14 protein-coding genes are annotated in these 16,568 nt (G+C 73.6%); 10 read left to right on the top strand and 4 right to left on the bottom strand.

Features of this window, described 5'->3' with window-relative positions; all coding sequences use genetic code 11:
* The first annotated feature begins 32 nt into the window (after positions 1-32).
* The 5 genes from pgl (at position 33) to VFG42_RS07370 (ending at position 5,372) form a co-directional block, all read left to right on the top strand.
* Positions 33-704: a 6-phosphogluconolactonase gene (gene pgl, locus VFG42_RS07390; protein ID WP_324906847.1), complete on the top strand. Its 672-nt coding sequence runs from the start codon at positions 33-35 to the stop codon at positions 702-704.
* Positions 704-1,270, top strand: coding sequence for a histidine phosphatase family protein (locus tag VFG42_RS07385; RefSeq protein WP_324906845.1), 567 nt, complete (start codon positions 704-706; stop codon positions 1,268-1,270). Before pgl ends, VFG42_RS07385 begins: the two co-directional genes overlap by 1 nt.
* Before the next feature lie 52 nt (positions 1,271-1,322).
* Positions 1,323-2,945, top strand: coding sequence for a DUF1800 domain-containing protein (locus tag VFG42_RS07380; RefSeq protein WP_324906843.1), 1,623 nt, complete (start codon positions 1,323-1,325; stop codon positions 2,943-2,945).
* Positions 2,946-2,960: 15 nt separating this feature from the next.
* On the top strand, positions 2,961-4,334 hold the full coding sequence (locus VFG42_RS07375; RefSeq protein ID WP_324906841.1) for a DUF1501 domain-containing protein: 1,374 nt from the start codon (positions 2,961-2,963) through the stop codon (positions 4,332-4,334).
* A gap of 105 nt (positions 4,335-4,439) precedes the next feature.
* Complete coding sequence (locus VFG42_RS07370) at positions 4,440-5,372, top strand: GGDEF domain-containing protein (protein ID WP_324906839.1); 933 nt, start codon at positions 4,440-4,442, stop codon at positions 5,370-5,372.
* A gap of 9 nt (positions 5,373-5,381) precedes the next feature.
* On the opposite strand, the gene VFG42_RS07365 is transcribed toward VFG42_RS07370, so the two are convergent.
* Together VFG42_RS07365 and VFG42_RS07360 are read right to left on the bottom strand one after the other, a co-directional pair.
* Complete coding sequence (locus VFG42_RS07365; RefSeq protein WP_324906837.1) at positions 5,382-5,834, bottom strand: hypothetical protein; 453 nt, start codon at positions 5,832-5,834, stop codon at positions 5,382-5,384.
* A gap of 34 nt (positions 5,835-5,868) precedes the next feature.
* Positions 5,869-8,148, bottom strand: a complete 2,280-nt coding sequence (locus tag VFG42_RS07360) for an MMPL family transporter (RefSeq protein WP_324906834.1) — start codon at positions 8,146-8,148, stop codon at positions 5,869-5,871.
* Positions 8,149-8,319: 171 nt separating this feature from the next.
* On the opposite strand from VFG42_RS07360, the gene VFG42_RS07355 reads away from it, so the two are divergent.
* Positions 8,320-10,308 (top strand): glycoside hydrolase family 15 protein, encoded by a 1,989-nt coding sequence (locus VFG42_RS07355; RefSeq protein ID WP_324906832.1) that lies wholly within the window; start codon positions 8,320-8,322, stop codon positions 10,306-10,308.
* Here the strand turns inward: VFG42_RS07355 and VFG42_RS07350 are convergent.
* Positions 10,265-11,476, bottom strand: coding sequence for an MFS transporter (locus VFG42_RS07350; protein WP_324906830.1), 1,212 nt, complete (start codon positions 11,474-11,476; stop codon positions 10,265-10,267). The genes VFG42_RS07355 and VFG42_RS07350 overlap by 44 nt on opposite strands.
* Positions 11,473-12,060, bottom strand: a complete 588-nt coding sequence (locus VFG42_RS07345) for a TetR/AcrR family transcriptional regulator (RefSeq protein ID WP_324906828.1) — start codon at positions 12,058-12,060, stop codon at positions 11,473-11,475. Before VFG42_RS07345 ends, VFG42_RS07350 begins: the two co-directional genes overlap by 4 nt.
* Before the next feature lie 150 nt (positions 12,061-12,210).
* On the opposite strand from VFG42_RS07345, the gene VFG42_RS07340 reads away from it, so the two are divergent.
* The 4 genes from VFG42_RS07340 (at position 12,211) to VFG42_RS07325 (ending at position 16,563) form a co-directional block, all read left to right on the top strand.
* Positions 12,211-13,314 carry an SUMF1/EgtB/PvdO family nonheme iron enzyme gene (locus VFG42_RS07340; protein ID WP_324906826.1) on the top strand — a complete coding sequence of 368 codons (1,104 nt, stop codon included), beginning with the start codon at positions 12,211-12,213 and terminating at the stop codon, positions 13,312-13,314.
* Positions 13,311-14,318: an L-histidine N(alpha)-methyltransferase gene (egtD, locus tag VFG42_RS07335; RefSeq protein WP_324906824.1), complete on the top strand. Its 1,008-nt coding sequence runs from the start codon at positions 13,311-13,313 to the stop codon at positions 14,316-14,318. Before VFG42_RS07340 ends, egtD begins: the two co-directional genes overlap by 4 nt.
* A gap of 129 nt (positions 14,319-14,447) precedes the next feature.
* The gene (locus VFG42_RS07330) at positions 14,448-15,440 is read left to right on the top strand and encodes a GGDEF domain-containing protein (RefSeq protein ID WP_324906822.1); all 993 of its coding nucleotides are present in this window, start codon (positions 14,448-14,450) and stop codon (positions 15,438-15,440) included.
* Between the two features lie 88 nt (positions 15,441-15,528).
* Complete coding sequence (locus VFG42_RS07325) at positions 15,529-16,563, top strand: helix-turn-helix domain-containing protein (protein WP_324906820.1); 1,035 nt, start codon at positions 15,529-15,531, stop codon at positions 16,561-16,563.
* The last annotated feature ends 5 nt before the right edge of the window (positions 16,564-16,568 follow it).

Below are 16,568 nucleotides of genomic sequence, written 5' to 3'. Positions count from 1 at the left end.
AGGACGCGGGCGCGGTGCGCGAAGATGTCGGTGTGCCCCTCCAGCTCGTTCGCCAGCCCGATCCCGAATCGCTCGCGCGCCACGCGGCGCGGGACCTCGTCGCCTCGATCCAGCAGGCCCGCGAGGCGCGCGGCGTCGCCCACGTCTGCCTCGCCGGCGGCTCGACGCCGATGCGCTGCTACGAGCTGCTCGACGGCCAGCTCGACGACTGGACCAACGTGCACCTCTGGTACGGCGACGAGCGCTGCGTCCCCTACGACGACCCCGAGTCCAACCACGGCCAGGTCAAGGAGCGCCTGAAGGCCCGCGGCGCGACGTGGCATCCGATGCCCGGCACGCTCGGCCCGGCCGAGGGCGCGCTCGAGTACGGGCGCGAGCTCGGCCCGACGATCCTCGACATCACGCACCTCGGCATGGGCCCCGACGGGCACACCGCGTCGCTGTTCCCCGACCACCCGCTGCTGGACGCCCACGGCGTCGCGGCCGGGATCTCCGACTCGCCCAAGCCGCCGCCGGAGCGGATCACGCTGACGCTGCCCAAGCTCAACGAGTCGCGCCGGATCGTCCTGCTGGTCACCGGCGAGGGCAAGTCCGACGCGCTGGCCCGCGTCCAGGCCGGCCCCGACCGCGGCACGCCCGCGTCGCTGCTGGACCGCGCCAAGCTGCTGGTCATGGCCGACTACGCGGCCGCCCCGCCGTCCTGATGTCCGAGATCTGGCTCGTCCGCCACGCCGAGACGGAGTGGTCGAAGGCCGGCAAGCACACCGGTCGCACCGACGTGCCGCTGACCGACGCGGGCCGGGCGCACGCCGAGCAGCTGCGCGCGCGGCTGGAGGACGTGACGTTCGCGGCGGTCTTCGTCTCGCCGCTGGGCCGCGCGCGGGAGACCGCGCGGCTGGCCGGGCTCGGCGAGCAAGCGCAGGTCCGCGACGACCTCGCCGAGTACGACTACGGCGACTACGAGGGCATCACCACGGCCGAGATCCGCGAGCGCCGCCCGGGCTGGTTCCTCTGGCGCGACGGCGTCCCCAACGGCGAGTCGCCCGACGACGTCGGCCTCCGCGCCGACCGGATCCTGGAGGAGGCCGCCGCGGCGGCGGCCGACGGCGACGTCGCGCTGGTGGCCCACGGCCACGTGCTGCGGGTGATCGGCGCGCGCTGGGCCGGCGAGCCCGCGAGCTTTGCCGGGCGGCTGGCCCTGGACACCGGCGCGCTGTGCCGCCTGGGCACCGAGCGCGAGGTCCGGGTCATCCGCGCTTGGAACTTCTGAGTGGACGTCCGTACGACGCGGAATGTCCGCGTATGGACACTGTGCGGCGCTCATGCCCACCGTCCATGCCGCGAAGAAGAAGCGCAAGCCGGTCAAGGCCAAGAAGCACTCGACCGCCAAGCAGCGGACGTGCAAGGTCGTCACCAAGAAGGTGCACGGCAAGCGCAAGCACGTGCGCGTCTGCACGCCGGTCAAGAAGAAGAAGAAGGCCGCGCGCACGCCCGCCGCCACGCCGGTCGGCTACACGCCGACCGCGCCCGCGTTCCCGCCCTCGACGCCGGTGCCCACCCCGGCCGGCCCGTCGCTCACGGCGCCGGTCGACCCGATCGGCTCCTGGACGCCGCCGCCGACGCCGATGAGCGAGGCGCGCGCCGAGCGCCTGCTGTGGCGCGCGGGCTTCGGCCCGCGCCCCGGCGACGTCCAGCGCTTCGCGGTGATGGGCCTGGACGGGGCGATCGCCGAGCTGGTCCACCCCGTCGGCGAGCCGGTGCTGGACGGCCCGGCGCCGCACGACGACGACGGCAACGCGCTGCAGCCCTACGACCTCTGGGGCCACGACCACCTCTGGTGGCTGGACCGCATGGTGCGCTCCTCGCAGCCGCTGGTCGAGCGCATGGCGCTGGTCTGGCACGACTGGTTCGCGTGCTCGCGCGACAAGGTCCAGGTCGACCTCATGTTGGGGCAGAACGCGCTGTTCCGCCGCGCCGGGCTCGGGTCGTTCGCCAACCTCCTGCGCGACGTCACGGTCGATCCGGCCATGTTGGTGTTCCTGGACGGCATCGACAACCGCCGGGGGTCGCCGAACGAGAACTACGCCCGCGAGGTCATGGAGCTGTTCACGCTCGGCGCCGACCGCGGGGCCTACGTCGAGGACGACATCCGCGCCGCCGCCAAGGCGCTGACCGGCTGGACGGCCGACTGGGTCGACGGCGTCGGCATGACGAACTTCCGCTTCGTCGCCTCGCGCCACGACACCACCAACAAGACGGTCTTCGGCCACACCGGGAGCTGGTCCTGGCCGGACGTCTGCCGGCTCTGCCTGGAGAACCCGTACCACGCCTCGTTCTTCGTGACCAAGCTGTGGTCCTACTTCGTGCCGGTCCCGCCGGACGAGGCCACGCAGGCGACGCTGCAGCGCGCCTACCTCGACAACGGCTACGCGGTCGCGCCGGTGCTGGAGCTGATCTTCCGCCACCCGGTCTTCCTCGACGGCCCGGCGATGGTCAAGCCGCCGGTGGTCGCCAACGCGGGGCTGTTGCGCGGCCTGGGCCGCTACGTCGACACCGACGACTGGGCCTGGCTGAGCGAGGAGACCGGCCAGACGCTGTTCTTCCCGCCCAACGTCTCGGGCTGGGACGACGACCGCTGGATCGACACCAACACGTGGCGCGGGCGCTGGCACGTGACCGGCGTGGCGCTGGCGCCGTCGCAGGTCAAGACGAGCGCGCCGAGCACCTACAGCGACGTCGAGGACGGCGCGACCGCGGTGAGCGGCGCGCTCGCCGCGGTCGGCGCGCCGCGCCTGACCGGCGAGACGTACGGCAAGTTGGTGTCCTTTGCCGACGGCGCGCTGCCGGCGACGATGAACGCCACCCAGAAGCGGACCTACCGGGCGATGCGCCAGAACGCGCTGCGCCTGCTGATCCTGACCTCCGCCGACGCCCAGACCTGCTGAGAGGACCGATCCGCGATGGCCCCGCGCACCTGCTGCAACGAGTTCACCCGCGCGCGCTTCCTGCGGCGCGACGCCGCCGCGGCCGGCTCCGGCCTGCCCGCGATCGAGGCCGGGATGCCCGCCCCGGCCGGCACCGGCCTGTCGCGCCGCACGTTCCTGTCGCGGTCGCTGGGCGCGGCGCTGGCGGTCTACGGCGGCTCGCGCCTCGGCGTCGACGCGCTGGAGGCCGGGATCGCCCAGGCGGCGGCGTCCGGCCGGACCGATCGCGTGCTGGTCAGCGTCTTCCTCGGCGGCGGCATGGACGGGCTGTCGGTGCTCGCGCCGACCGGCGACGCCAAGTACGCGGCGCTGCGCCCGACGCTCGCCCAGCCGCTCGACGGCACGCGCGCGTTCGCCGAGGACCCGACGCTGCAGTGGTCGTCCTCCGCCGACGCGCTGCGGACGCTCTACGACGAGGGCAAGGTCACGGTCATGCCCGCGATCGGCTACGACCACCCCAACCAGTCGCACTTCACCAGCCGCCACTTCTGGGAGGTCGGCGAGCTGAGCGTCGACGGCAACTTCGGGTGGCTGGGGCGCTTCCTCGACCGACACGGCGTGGCCGACAACCCGCTGCAGGGGTTGTCGATGAACTCGTACCTGTCGCCGGGGCTGGCCGCGGCGCGGGTCCCGGTCGCGGCGGTGTACCGGCCCGACCAGTTCGGGCTCTACGTGCCGGGCGTCGGCAACGCGATGCTCGCGCCGCTGTACGGCGCGATCGGCGGGCTCGGCGCGCTGCCCTCCGACGACGCGGCGATCGGCCAGGCGCGGCTGGTCGCCACCGAGGTCGACAGCATCCGCACGACGCTGCTGCCCTTCCAGGGCACGTCCGGCGTGCCGCACAGCGCGTCGTACCCCGGCGGCGACTTCGCGCGCAAGTTGGAGGTCTTGGGCGCGATGCTCGCCGCGGGCCTGCCGGTGCGCGCGGTCGCGGTCGACGCGCCCGGCTCGTGGGACTCGCACGCCGACCAGGCGACGACGATCCCGCGCGACGTCCAGGCCGTGTTCGACACGATCCTGGCCTTCCAGCGCGACCTCGAGGCGCGCGGCATCGCCGACCGCGTCCTGGTCCACGTCTGGACCGAGTTCGGCCGCCGCCCGCAGGAGAACGCGGGCGGCACCGACCACGGCGCCGCCGGCGCCTCGTTCCTCATCGGCACCAAGGTGAAGGGGTCGATGGTCGGCGAGTTCCCGGGCCTGACGTCGCTGGACGGGCAGTCCAACCTGAAGGTCACCAGCGACTTCCGCGGCGTCTACTGCTCGCTGCTGGAGCAGTGGTACGGCGTCGACGCGGCGCCGATCGTCCCCGGCGCGGCGGCGTTCGCGCGCCCGCAGCTGATCGCGGCCTGACGGGCCCCCGTCCGGGCCCAGACGGGCCGCTGAAGTTCCGCTTGGCCCGGACGATCACCGGAGAAGATGGCCTGCGTCGCCGCCGACCTTCCCATCGATCCGCTGATGACGGACCCGCGCCCCACCGGCTCTCGATCCCCTGAGGTCAAGGCGCTCACCGCGCTGCTGTGCGGCGCCGCCGCATGCCTGCTGGCCGCCGTGCTGTTCCCGATGAGCGCCCGCGCCCCGGTCACGATCGGCTGGTGGACGCTCGGCCTGGCGGTCGTGCTCGCGTGCGGGACGTACTGGCTGGGCGACCGCGTGCCGCGCTGGACGCTGGTCGTCGAGAGCAGCGTCATCACCATCATCAACAGCTTCCTCGTCACGCGGGCCGCGACGACCGGCGGCGCGGTGATCGACGCGTTCGCCTACATCTGGCTCGCCGTCTACACGGCGGCGTTCTTCCCGAGGTGGTGGCTGGCCTTCGCGACGCTGGTCTCGGCGAGCTTCGGCATCGCGCTGCTGTTCACCGACCTGCCCGGGATGTTCACCGCCTGGCTGCTGCTGACGATCAGCGTCATGACCGCCGCGGCGGTCGTCAGCCAGGTCAGCCGGATCATGCAGCGCGACATCGCCACCGACGCGCTGACCGGCGCGCTGAACCGCAGCGGCCTGGCCGAGGCGGCCCGGCGCCTGCACCTGCGCCGCCGCCGCACGATCCGCCAGGTCACGGTCGCCGCGCTGGACCTCGACGGCTTCAAGGCCGTCAACGACCAGACCGGCCACGCCGCCGGCGACCGCCTCCTGGCCGACGCGACCGCCGCCTGGCGCGCCGTCCTGCGCCACGAGGACGTCCTGGCCCGCGTCGGCGGCGACGAGTTCATCGTCCTGATGCCCAACACCTCCTCCGCCGAGGCCGCCGCCGTCCTGGAGCGCCTCCGCGACTCCCACCCCGTCGCCTGGTCCGCCGGCCTGGCCTCATGGCAGACCGACGAGCCGCTGGAAGCCTGCATCCAGCGCGCCGACCGCGAGCTCTACGCGGTCAAGCACGCGCGCTAGCCCTCCGCGCTAGCCCTCCAGGAAGCTCCCGCGCGCGCGGATCATCGCGGCCGCGGCGTCGAGCCGGGACGCCATCGGCGCGGCCGTGTCGGCGCCCAGCGCGTCGCGCGCGACGTCCGCGGCCAGCTCCAGCGAGCGGGCGAGGCGCAGGATCGGGAACGAGCGGGACTCGAGGATGCGGGCCAGCCAGGCGACCTGGTCGTCGAGCGCGACGTGGCCGGCGACGTCCAGCGCCGCCCAGTTGAGCAGGTGCTGGAGGTCGTGTTGGCACCAGAGCCGGCCGACCTCGCCGTAGACGGCGTCCTCGTCGGCGAACTCGACGTAGTACCGCCGCACGGTCGCGGCCGCCAAGGCGTACAGGTCGATCTCGGAGCCGTCACCGGACGGCGACGGCGCCGCGGTGGGCGGCGCCGTGCCGGACGGCGGCTCGACGCGGCGCGGGGGTGGCAGCTCGCTCGACATGCGAACCGCACCGTACCCGCGCCGCGTCGCGCGATCACACGCCGACCAGCTCGCGCTCGGCGTCGTGCTCGTCGGCGCGCCGCGTGCCGGGCCGCGGGCGCGCCGGCTCCTCGTGGCCGAGCGACGGCAGCCACTCCAGCCACGTGGGCAGGTACCAGTTCCAGTCGCCCAGGAGCTTCATCGTGGCGGGCAGCAGGACCGCCCGGACGATCGTCGCGTCGACCAGGATCGCCGTCGCCAGCCCCACGCCCATCATCTTGAAGTCGAGGTAGCTGAGCGTCGCGAAGATCCCGAACACCGCGACCATCACGATCGCCGCGCTGGTCACCGTCCCGGCCGTGGTCTTGATCCCATGCGCGACCGCGTCCTCGGTCCTCATCCCGCGGTCGTAGGCCTCGCGGACCCGGCTGAGGATGAACACGTGGTAGTCCATCGACAGCCCGAACAGGATCACGAACAGGAACATCGGCAGCCAGCTCGTGACCGACCCGGTCGAGTGGAAGTTCAACAGCCCCTCGCCGTGGCCGTCCTGGAAGACCCACGTCAGCACGCCGTAGGCGGCGCCGACCGACAGCAGGTTCAACACGATGGCCTTCAGCGGGATGACGACCGAGCGGAAGGTCATCAACAGCAGCACGAACGCGAGCGTGAGCACGAACGCGAACACGAGCGGCCAGCGCGCCTTCATGAGGTCGTTGAAGTCCTTGGACCCCGCGGTCATGCCCGTCACGTAGGCGTCGACGCCGGCGCGGTGCTCGAACCTCGGCACCACGTCGCCGCGCAGCGTCGCCAGCGCGCGGTTGGAGGCGTCGTCGGTCCCGGTGCCGACGATCGGCATCGAGATGTCCATGACGGTCTTGTCCTTGCTGACCTGCGTGGTGATCGGCTGCTTGACCTGGCCGGTCGCCAACGCGTCCCGCTTCATCCGGGCGACCGCCGCGGTGATCTTCGGCGACGTCACGTCCTTGGCGTGGAGCACGACGCCCGCCGGGATCTCGCCGCCGGGGAACGCGGCCTGCATCTTGTCGTAGACCTTCATGATCGGCAGCGAGCGCGGGATCGCCTCGGTGCCGCTGTCGGCCGTGTGCATGTGCAGCAGCGGCGAGGCCATCGCCAGCAGCAGCGCCGTCGCGGAGACGATCGCCACGACCGGGTGGCGCAGCACGCGGTCCAGGATCAGCGACCAGCCGCGCGAGCCGGTCTCGACGTCCCGCGCGCGGGACGCGGCCATGCGCTTGCCCAGGAACGGGATCTTGCCGCGCTCCAGCCACTTGCCCGAGCCCGACAGCAGCGCCGGGATCACCGTGACCGAGCCGATCATCGCCACGAACACGACGAGGATCGCGCCGATGCCCAGCGCGGTGAACGTCGAGTCGCCGGCCATCAGCATGCCCGCCATCGCGACCATCACCGTGAAGCCGGAGATCAGCACCGCGCGGCCCGAGGTCGCCGCCGCGATCGCCACGGCGTCCTTGGGCGTGCGTCCGCGGGCCTTCTCCTCGCGCTCGCGCCGTAGGTAGAACAAGGAGTAGTCGACGCCGACCGCCAAGCCGACGAGCAGCACCACCTCGTTGATGAACTCGTCCAGCGCGAACAGGTGGCTGATCGGGCCGAGCAGGCCGATCGTGCCGACCACGGCCGTGACGCCGAGCAGCAGCGGGACGCCCGCGGCGATCAGCGCGCCGAACGTCACCACGAGGATGATCAGCGTCACCGGGACCGACAGCATCCCGGCCTTGCCGAAGTCATCGCTGAACGCCTTGGACAGGGCCTTGTCGGCCGACGCGTCGCCGAACTGGCCGACGAACAGCGCCTCGTGCCGGGCGCCCGCGGCCTTGACGGCGTCCTCGACCGCGTCGACGCGGTCCTCGGCCTTGTTGTCCTGGTCGTCGATCTTGAAGGTGATCAGCGCGCTGCGCCCGTCCTTGGAGAGCTGGCCGCCGTTGCCGGGCGCGTAGGGCGACTGCACGTCGACGACGCCGGGCTTGCCGGACACGCCGTGGACGACGTCGCCGACCGTCGCCCGGAACTCGGGTGATGTCACCCGGGCTCTGGAGCCGTCCTTGGCTTGAACCAGGACGGTCTCGTCGGCGCGGTCCGGGAAGGCCTTGCTGGTGAGCTGGTCGCCGATCTTGGAGTCGCCGTGTTGGCTGCCGTCGTCGTTGCGGTGGACGGTGCCGACGGCGCTGCCGACGAGCAGGGCGGCCAGCACGAAGGCCAGCCAGCCGACGATCGCGAAGCCGCGGTGCCGGGTGCTCCAACGGCCGATGCGCGCGGCCAGGCTGGGGGAATGCGGCGCGTGGGAAGGGGTCATGGCGGCAGCATCGTCGGAGGCGCCCGCGTGCGCCATGCGGGGGACTGCCGTCTGGTCGTGGGGGAATCCCCACCCGTAAGGGTTCGTCGGGTCTGAACCCTTGGACAGGTTCTGAGGGAGCGTTCTTGCTGGGATTCTGAGGTCGCGCCGCTACTCTGGGCCGTTCTCGACATGGACCCCAACCTCGACATCGCCTCCGCCCCCGGCCCGACCCCCGCCGATGGCCATCCGCCGCGCGCCGGCGCGATGGACCCCGGCTTCGTCGAGGTCCGCGACACCACGCCGTTCGTCGAGCGCACGCCGGTCAGCTCGGCGTTCCCCGCGATCGCCGACTACGGCTTCCTGAGCGACTGCCACACCGGCGCGCTGGTCGCGCCCGACGGCACGATCGAGTGGCTCTGCCCGCCGCGCTTCGACTCGCCGAGCGTCTTCGGCGCGATCCTCGACCGCTCCGCCGGCGGCTTCCGCCTCGGGCCGTCCGCGATGGGTGTCCCCGCCGGCCGCCGCTACGAGCCGGGCACGATGATCCTCGAGACCACGTGGATGACCCCCACCGGTTGGGTGGTCGTCCGCGACGCGCTGGTCATCGGCCCGTGGCGCGAGCGCACCCAGGGCTCGACGACCGCCCACACGCGCCCGCCGACCGACTACGAGGCCCACCACGTCCTCGTGCGCACGATCACGTGCATCCACGGTCAGGCCCAGATCGAGCTGCTGTGCGAGCCGATGTTCGACTACGGCCGCGTGCCCGCGACGTGGTCGACGGTCCCGAACGACCCCTACGCCTTCGACGCGACCGACGGCGGCCGGACCGTCCGGCTGATGAGCGACCTCAACCTCGGCATCGAGGGCGGCCTGGCCCGCGCGCGCCATCGCCTGGAGAAGGGCGAGACGCGGTTCTGCGCGCTGTCGTGGTCGCGGCTGCTGGACGGCCCGCGGACCGCCGCCGACGCCGAGCACGCGCTGCAGATCACCAGCGAGTACTGGCGCGGCTGGCTGGCCGACGCCGACTTCCCCGACCACCGCTGGCGCAACCACCTGGAGCGCAGCGCGCTCACGTTGAAGGGCCTGACCTACGCGCCGACCGGCGCGCTGGTCGCGGCGCCGACGACGTCGCTGCCCGAGACGCCCGGCGGCGTGCGCAACTGGGACTACCGCTACACGTGGATGCGCGACGCGACGTTCACGCTGTCCGGGCTGCACTCCCTCGGGCTGAACTGGGAGGCCGACGACTTCATCCAGTTCGTCGCCGACCTCGGCCGCAACGAGGACGGCGCGCTGCAGATCATGTACGGGATCGGCGGCGAGCGCGTGCTGGAGGAGGAGACGCTCGACCACCTCACCGGCTACGAGGGCGCGCGCCCGGTCCGGGTCGGCAACGACGCCTACCGCCAGCGCCAGAACGACGTCTTCGGCGCGGTGCTCGACTCGCTGTGGCTGCACGCCAAGGAGTACGGGCACAACAGCGCGCGGCTGTGGCCGGTCATCCACGACCAGGTCGAGCAGGCGATCGCGTCCTGGCGGCTGCCCGACCAGGGCATCTGGGAGTCGCGCGGCGACCCCCAGCACTACGTCTCCAGCAAGTTGATGTGCTGGGTCGCGCTGGATCGCGGCGCACGCCTGGCCGCCCGCCGCGGCAAGGACGACCTCGCCGACCGCTGGCGCGAGGTCGCCAACGAGATCCACGCCGAGATCCTCGCGCGCGGCGTCGACGAGAACGGCCGCTTCACGCAGTACTACGGGTCCAACAACCTCGACGCGTCGCTGCTACTGATCCCGCTCGTCCGCTTCCTCCCCCACGACGACCCGCGGGTGCGCAGGACGGTCCTGGCGATCGCCGAGGAGCTGACCGAGGCCGGCCTGGTGCTGCGCTACCGCACCGACGAGACCGACGACGGGCTCACCGGCGAGGAGGGCACGTTCCTGATCTGCTCGTTCTGGCTGGTGTCCGCGCTGCTGGAGATCGGCGAGCGCAAGGCGGGCCGGCAGCTGTGCGAGCGGCTGCTGTCGCTGGCGTCGTCGCTGGACCTCTACGCCGAGGAGCTGGAGGCGTCCACCGGCCGCCACCTCGGCAACTTCCCGCAGGCCTTCACGCACCTGGCGCTCATCAACGCGGTCATGCACGTGATCCGCGACGAGCAGGCCAACCCGGTCGGCTGAGCCCGACGGCCTCGCGCGAGAGGCGGGGCTCGGGGAGCGAGACGGCCGCGACCAGGGCCAGCAGCGCGAAGACGGGCAGGACCTCCATCGTCGTCGTCAGCGAGGTCGCGTCGGCCAGCGCGCCCAGCGCCGCGGCCGCCAGGCCGCCGAGCCCGATCGCCAGCCCGAGCGTGATGCCCGACGCCAGGCCGTGGCGCCCGGGCAGGTACTCCTGGCCGAGCACGACGGTCGTCGAGAACGGGCCGTCGATCGCCAGGCCGGTCAGCGCGACGAGCACGACGAACGGCACGAGCCCGACGTGCGGCAGCGCGAGCAGGACGACCGCCAGCGGCGCCATCGCGGTCACCAGCACCGAGCGGCGCCCGAAGCGGTCCGCGCAGCGCCCGCCGATCAGCGTCCCGGCCGCGCCCGCGGCGAGCATCACGGCCAGCACCGCGTCGCCGCCCGCCTTGCTGCCGTCGAGATGGTGGACGACCCACACGGGGATGAACGCCTGCAGCGCGAAGAACGCCGCGGTGCGCGAGACGGCCGCGGAGACCAGCCGCGTGAACGGCCACCAGGCGGCGGCCTCGGGGTCGTCGGTCACGGCCCGGGGCGCCACGGCGCCCGCGTCGGCGGTCAGCGCGGGCAGGCGCCGCCAGGTGAGCACCGCGGCCACCAGCCCGGGCAGCGCCAGCAGCGGCGTGAAGCCCAGGCCGAGCAGCGCGCAGGTCGGCGCGGTGAGCAGCGGGCCGCACGCGAAGCCCGCGTTGCCGCCGACCGAGAAGTAGGACATGCCCTTGCCGCGCTCGTCGCCCGACGCCGCGCCCGCCAGCCGGGCGCCCTCCGGGTGGAACGCGGCGACGCCCAGGCCGCTGACCACCAGCGCCAGCGCGAGCAGGATGTAGGAGTCGCACAGGCCGACCGCGCCGAGGCCGACCGCCGAGCCGGCCAGCCCGACGGGCAGCAGCAGCGGCGACGACAGGCGGTCGGCCCACAGCCCGAACAGCGGCTGGACGATCGACGAGCCGATCGTCGCCGCGGTCAGCAGCGCGGTCGCCGACGCGAGGCTCAGCCCGTGCGCGTCGATGAGGAACGGCAGCAGCGCGGGCACCGCGCCCTGCCCGAAGTCCACGGCGCCGTGGCCGGCGGCCAGGAGCCCCAGCCGGCGGCGATCCAGCGGCCTCATCGGCCGGGACCGAGGCCGTCGACCACCAGCGCGACGACGCGCTCGCGCGCCTTCTCGGCCGGCCAGCGGTGGCCGGTGCGCAGGTGGCGGTAGGTGTGGCCGGCCGCGTTGAACAGCAGCGTCGCGGTCTCGGCCGGATCGTCCTGCGGCGGGATCGAGCCGTCGCGCGCGCCCGCCTCCAGCAGCCGCGCCAACACGCCGGTGAACGGCTCGCGCGTCAGCACCGCGCCATCGCCCCGCTCGTGGAAGACCTGCTCCAGCGCGGTCGACAGCGCGGCGAAGACGCCCAGGTAGCGCTCGTCGATCGCGCAGATCGCCGCCAGCGCGCCGCGCAGCCGCTCGCGCGCCGACCCGGCGGCGGCGAGCGCCGGCAGCGCGGCCTCGCGGAACTCGGTCTCCAGCAGCTGCCCGAGCGCGACCAACACATCGTCCTTGCCTACGCCGTGGCGGTGCAGGGTCATCCGCGAGACGCCGACGGCCTCCGCGATCTCCGCGACCGTCACCTCGCGCCAGTCGCGGTGGCCGAGGCGGTCGCGCAGCAGCGCGAGGCGGTCGGCGTCCAAGAGCGTGGTGGTCGGCGTCATCGTGACGCGACCGTATCAGGTCTGTTACACGCATGTCACAGACGCCGACCGCCCGGCCGACCCGCCGCCCGGCACTCACCCGCACCGGGTGCGCCAGAAGCCGCAAGCTCAGGTGTAACGTCTGAGCCGTTGGGCAGGACGGACCCGATCATGACGGTCACGGACACCGCCACCCTCGCCGAGGATCTCGCCGCCGCGCGGCGGCGCACGTTGGACCTCGTCGCCCATCTGGACCGCGCCGACGTCGAGCGGCAGATCGCGCCGATCATGTCGCCGCTGGTCTGGGACCTCGGGCACATCGCCGCCTACGAGGACCTGTGGCTCGTCCACCGGCACGCGGGCCTGGACCTGCTGCGCCCGGACCTCGCCGCGCTCTACGACGCGTTCGAGACGCCGCGCGCGGTCCGCGGCGACCTCGAGATCCTCGGCCTCGACGAGGCCGTCGCCTACATGGCCGAGGTCCGCGCGCGCACCTTGGCCGCGCTGGACCGCGTCGGCCCGGACCCGGTCATCCACGAGATGGTCCTGCGGCACGAGCTGCAGCACACCGAGACGATGCGCCAGGCGATGAGCATCGCCGGGCTGCTGCCGCCGGGCGAGCCGCGCCTTCCGTCGTTCGGCCCCGGGCCGGCCGCCGACGAGTGGCTCGACGTCCCCGCCGGCACGTTCGGCCTCGGCGCCCCCGACGGCCGCTTCTCCTATGACAACGAGCGCCCGCGGCACGCGGTGGACCTCCCCGCGTTCTCGATCGCCCGCCGCCCGGTCACCAACGGCACGTGGATGCGGTTCGTCGAGGGCGGCGGCTACGAGCGTCGTGAGTGGTGGTCCGACGAGGGCTGGGCGTGGAAGGAGGAGTACGACATCACGCATCACGCGAGCGTGGAGGCCGGCGACGAGGACGCCCCGGCCTGCCACGTGTCCTGGTTCGAGGCGGAGGCCTTGGCCCGGTGGGTCGGAGCACGGCTCCCCACCGAGCCCGAATGGGAGAAGGCCCGCGAGCGCCTCGACGGCGTCGGCCTCGTCTGGGAGTGGACCGCCTCGGAGTTCGGCGGCTACCCCGGCTTCGTCGCGCACCCGTATCGCGAGTACTCCGAGGTCTTCTTCGACAGCGAGTACCGCGTCCTGCGCGGCGGCTCATGGGCGACCCATCCCCGCGTCGCCACCACCACCTTCCGCAATTGGGACCTCCCCCAGCGCCGGCAGCTGTTCGCCGGCGTCCGACTGGCCCGCGACCCCGAAGGACTCCCCCGATGAGCATCATCAAGACCCGTGCCACGACCGACCGCGTCGTCGTCGAGTCGTTCCTCGGCGGCGGCGACCACCGCACGCTGGCCGACGACGTCCTGGACGGGCTCACGCGCCCGTTCAAGGAGCTGCCGCCCAAGCACTTCTACGACTCGGTCGGCGCCGAGCTGTTCGACCGGATCTGCGAGCTGCCCGAGTACTACCCCACGCGCTGCGAGCGCGAGATCCTGGCCACGCGCTCCGGCGAGATCGCGTCGCTGACCGGCGCCGGCGAGCTGGTCGAGCTGGGCTCGGGCACCGCGGCGAAGACCGCGCTGCTGCTGGCGGCCATGCACGACGCCGGCACGCTGGAGCGCTACGTGCCGATCGACGTCACCGAGTCGATGGTGCGCGCGTCGGCGACGCGGCTGGTCGAGGAGTTCGACGGCCTGCGCGTGCACGGGATCGTCGGCGACTTCGAGCGCCACCTGGACCGCGTCCCGCCGTCGGTCGACCGCGTGCCGCGGATCGTCGCGTTCCTGGGCGGCACGATCGGCAACTTCACGCCGGGCTCGCGGCGGCGCTTCCTGCGCACGCTGGCGCGGCTGCTCGGCCCCGACGACTTCCTGCTGATCGGCACCGACCTCGTCAAGGACCCCAAGATCATCGAGGCCGCCTACGACGACTCCGCGGGCGTGACCGCGGCGTTCAACCGCAACGTCCTGAACGTCGTCAACCGCGAGCTGGACGCCGACTTCGTCCCGGAGTCCTTCGACCACGTGGCGTTCTTCGACCGCGACCGCGAGTGGATCGAGATGCGCCTGCGCGCCCAGCGGCCCCAGCGCGTGACGGTCGGCCGGCTCGGGCTGCGGCTGACGTTCGCCGCCGGCGAGGAGCTGCGCACCGAGATCAGCGCGAAGTTCACGCGCGAGCGGATCGAGGGCGACCTGGCCGCCGCCGGCCTGGAGCTCGTCGACCAGCTGACCGATCAGGACGGCCTCTTCGCGCTGAACCTCGCGCGCCCCGGAACCTGAACGATCGTCCATAAAGCTGGGCTTCCCACGGGGAAGCTCCACATCTAGACTGTCGCGCTCCGGCCCAGCCGCGCCAGGCACGGACGACCTGATGCCCGCGGCGGCCGCCTCACAGCGGAAGAGAACCTGATGCAGCGGCTCCTGCAGAGCGTCGAGCGGCTTGCGCGTCTCGCCCAGCGCGACGCGGGTCTGCCTGCGGTCCAACGCGCGCTCGGCGAGGAGCTCGTGGCGATCTGCGCCGTCGACCAGGCGCACGTGATCGTCCTGTCGGGCGGCCATCCGGCCTACGGCGTGGTCGTGCGGGGCGAGGGCGGCTGCGCCGAGTACGTGCTGCGCCGCGAGGACGGCACCGACGCGCTGCGGTGGGTCGCCGACGCCGGGCAGGCCGCGACGATCGCCGACGCGACGGTCGACGGCGCGCTGCCCGCGCAGCTGGTCGAGGCGCACGGGCCGGCCAGCGCCGCGGTGCTGCCGCTGCGCGCCGGCGACGCGGTGCGCGCGGTCGTGGTCCTGGGGTCGGCGTCGCCGCGGGACTGGACGGCCGAGTGCCTGCACGCGGCGGCCGCGCTGGCGGACCTGGCCGGGACGGCGCTCGCGCTGCGCGACGCGCGGCTGGCCGCGGCGATCGACCCGCTGACCGGCTGCCTGAACCACGGCGCGATGCGCGAGCGCCTGGCCGAGGAGATCGCGCGCGCCCGACGCCAGGGGACGCCGCTGGCGGTGACGATCCTCGACCTCGACGACTTCAAGCGCGTCAACGACACCTACGGCCATCCGACCGGCGACGCGCTGCTGCGCCACGTGGCCGAGGCGCTGCGCGCCGAGTACCGCTCCTTCGACCAGGTCGCGCGCTACGGCGGCGACGAGTTCGTGGTGATCCTGCCCAACGTGCGCGGCCCGCGGGCCGACATCGCCGCGGCCCGCGCGCTGACCGTCCTGCGCGAGATCCACATCGAGCGCCCCGACGGCACCCACGAGGGGATCACGGTGTCCTGCGGCGTCGCCGAGTGGGTCGAGCCGGAGGGGCCGGCCGAGCTGCTGGAGCGCGCCGACAAGGCGCTGCGCGGCTCCAAGGCGGCGGGCAAGGACGGCCTCGTCCGGGCCCCGACGCCGACGCCGTAGGTCGTCGCCGGCCGGCGCGGGCGATACCCGTGAAATCCGACCTGCTATTCTCTATAGAGTCAATGGGTAACGAAGACTCACCTGTCGGATGTCCGCCGTCCCGCGTCTTCACGACCCGTCGCGCCTGCAGGAGCTGCACGGCCGGATGGTCCAGGCGCTCCTCGACGGCGGCGGGCTGCACGCGGTAGCCGAGCTGGCCGCGCGCGCCGCGGGCGGTCGGGTCGTCGTCGACCTCGCGCGCGACGGGCTGGCCGCGACCGGCGGCGCCGGGGACGGCGCTCCGATGAAGGTGCCGATCGTCACCGGCGGCGACGTCGTCGGGACGGTCACGCGCCACGGCGAGCCCGGCGCGGGCGCCGCCGACGCGCTGCACGCCGCGGCGATGGCGACGCTGACCTACGTCGCGCTGCTGCGCGACGACGAGCCGCGCGACGACACCGGCGCGCGCGTCGTCGAGGCGGTGCTGGACGACGTCGCCGACGCGAGCGCCCGTGCGGCCGCCTACGCCGGCGGCAGCGCGCTGGTCGTGCTCCTCGGCGCGGCGCCGACCGGGCGCGTCCTCGCCGCGATCGCCGACCACGCGCCGGGCGCGGCGCGCGCGGTCCGCGACGACCGGCTGTGGACGCTGCTGCCCGCCGAGACCGACGGCGTGGCGCTGGCGACCGCGCTGCACGAGCGCCTCGGCGCCCCGGCCGCGACCGCCGAGGGCGGGCCGTCGCGCTTCGCGCTGGACGTCGCGGCGCTGGGCGCCGCGCTGGTCGCCGACGGCGCGGTCTCCCCCGCCGACGCGGCGCGCGGCACCTGGCGCCTGCTGCTGCGCGACGCGGTCCGGGCGCCCGGCGACGTGCGCGCGCTGGCCGCCACGCTCGGGCCGCTGCTGGACGACCGCACGCCGCAGGCCACCCAGCAGCGCCGCACGCTGACGACCTACCTGGCCAACGACTGCAACATGAACGCGACGGCCGCCGCGATGCCGTCCCACCGCCACACCGTCGCCTACCGCCTGGAGCGCATCCACGAGCTGACCGGGCTGGACCCGCTGCGCGCCGAGGACCGCGAGCAGCTCGGCATCGCGCTCAAGGCGCGAGCGGTCGCGAAGGTGACGCGGACGCCGCCTCACTAGGGTGC

The sequence above is a fragment of the Baekduia sp. genome (genome assembly GCF_035685985.1).
GTDB lineage: Bacteria > Actinomycetota > Thermoleophilia > Solirubrobacterales > Solirubrobacteraceae > Baekduia.
This window is presented reverse-complemented; position numbering and strand designations above follow the sequence as displayed.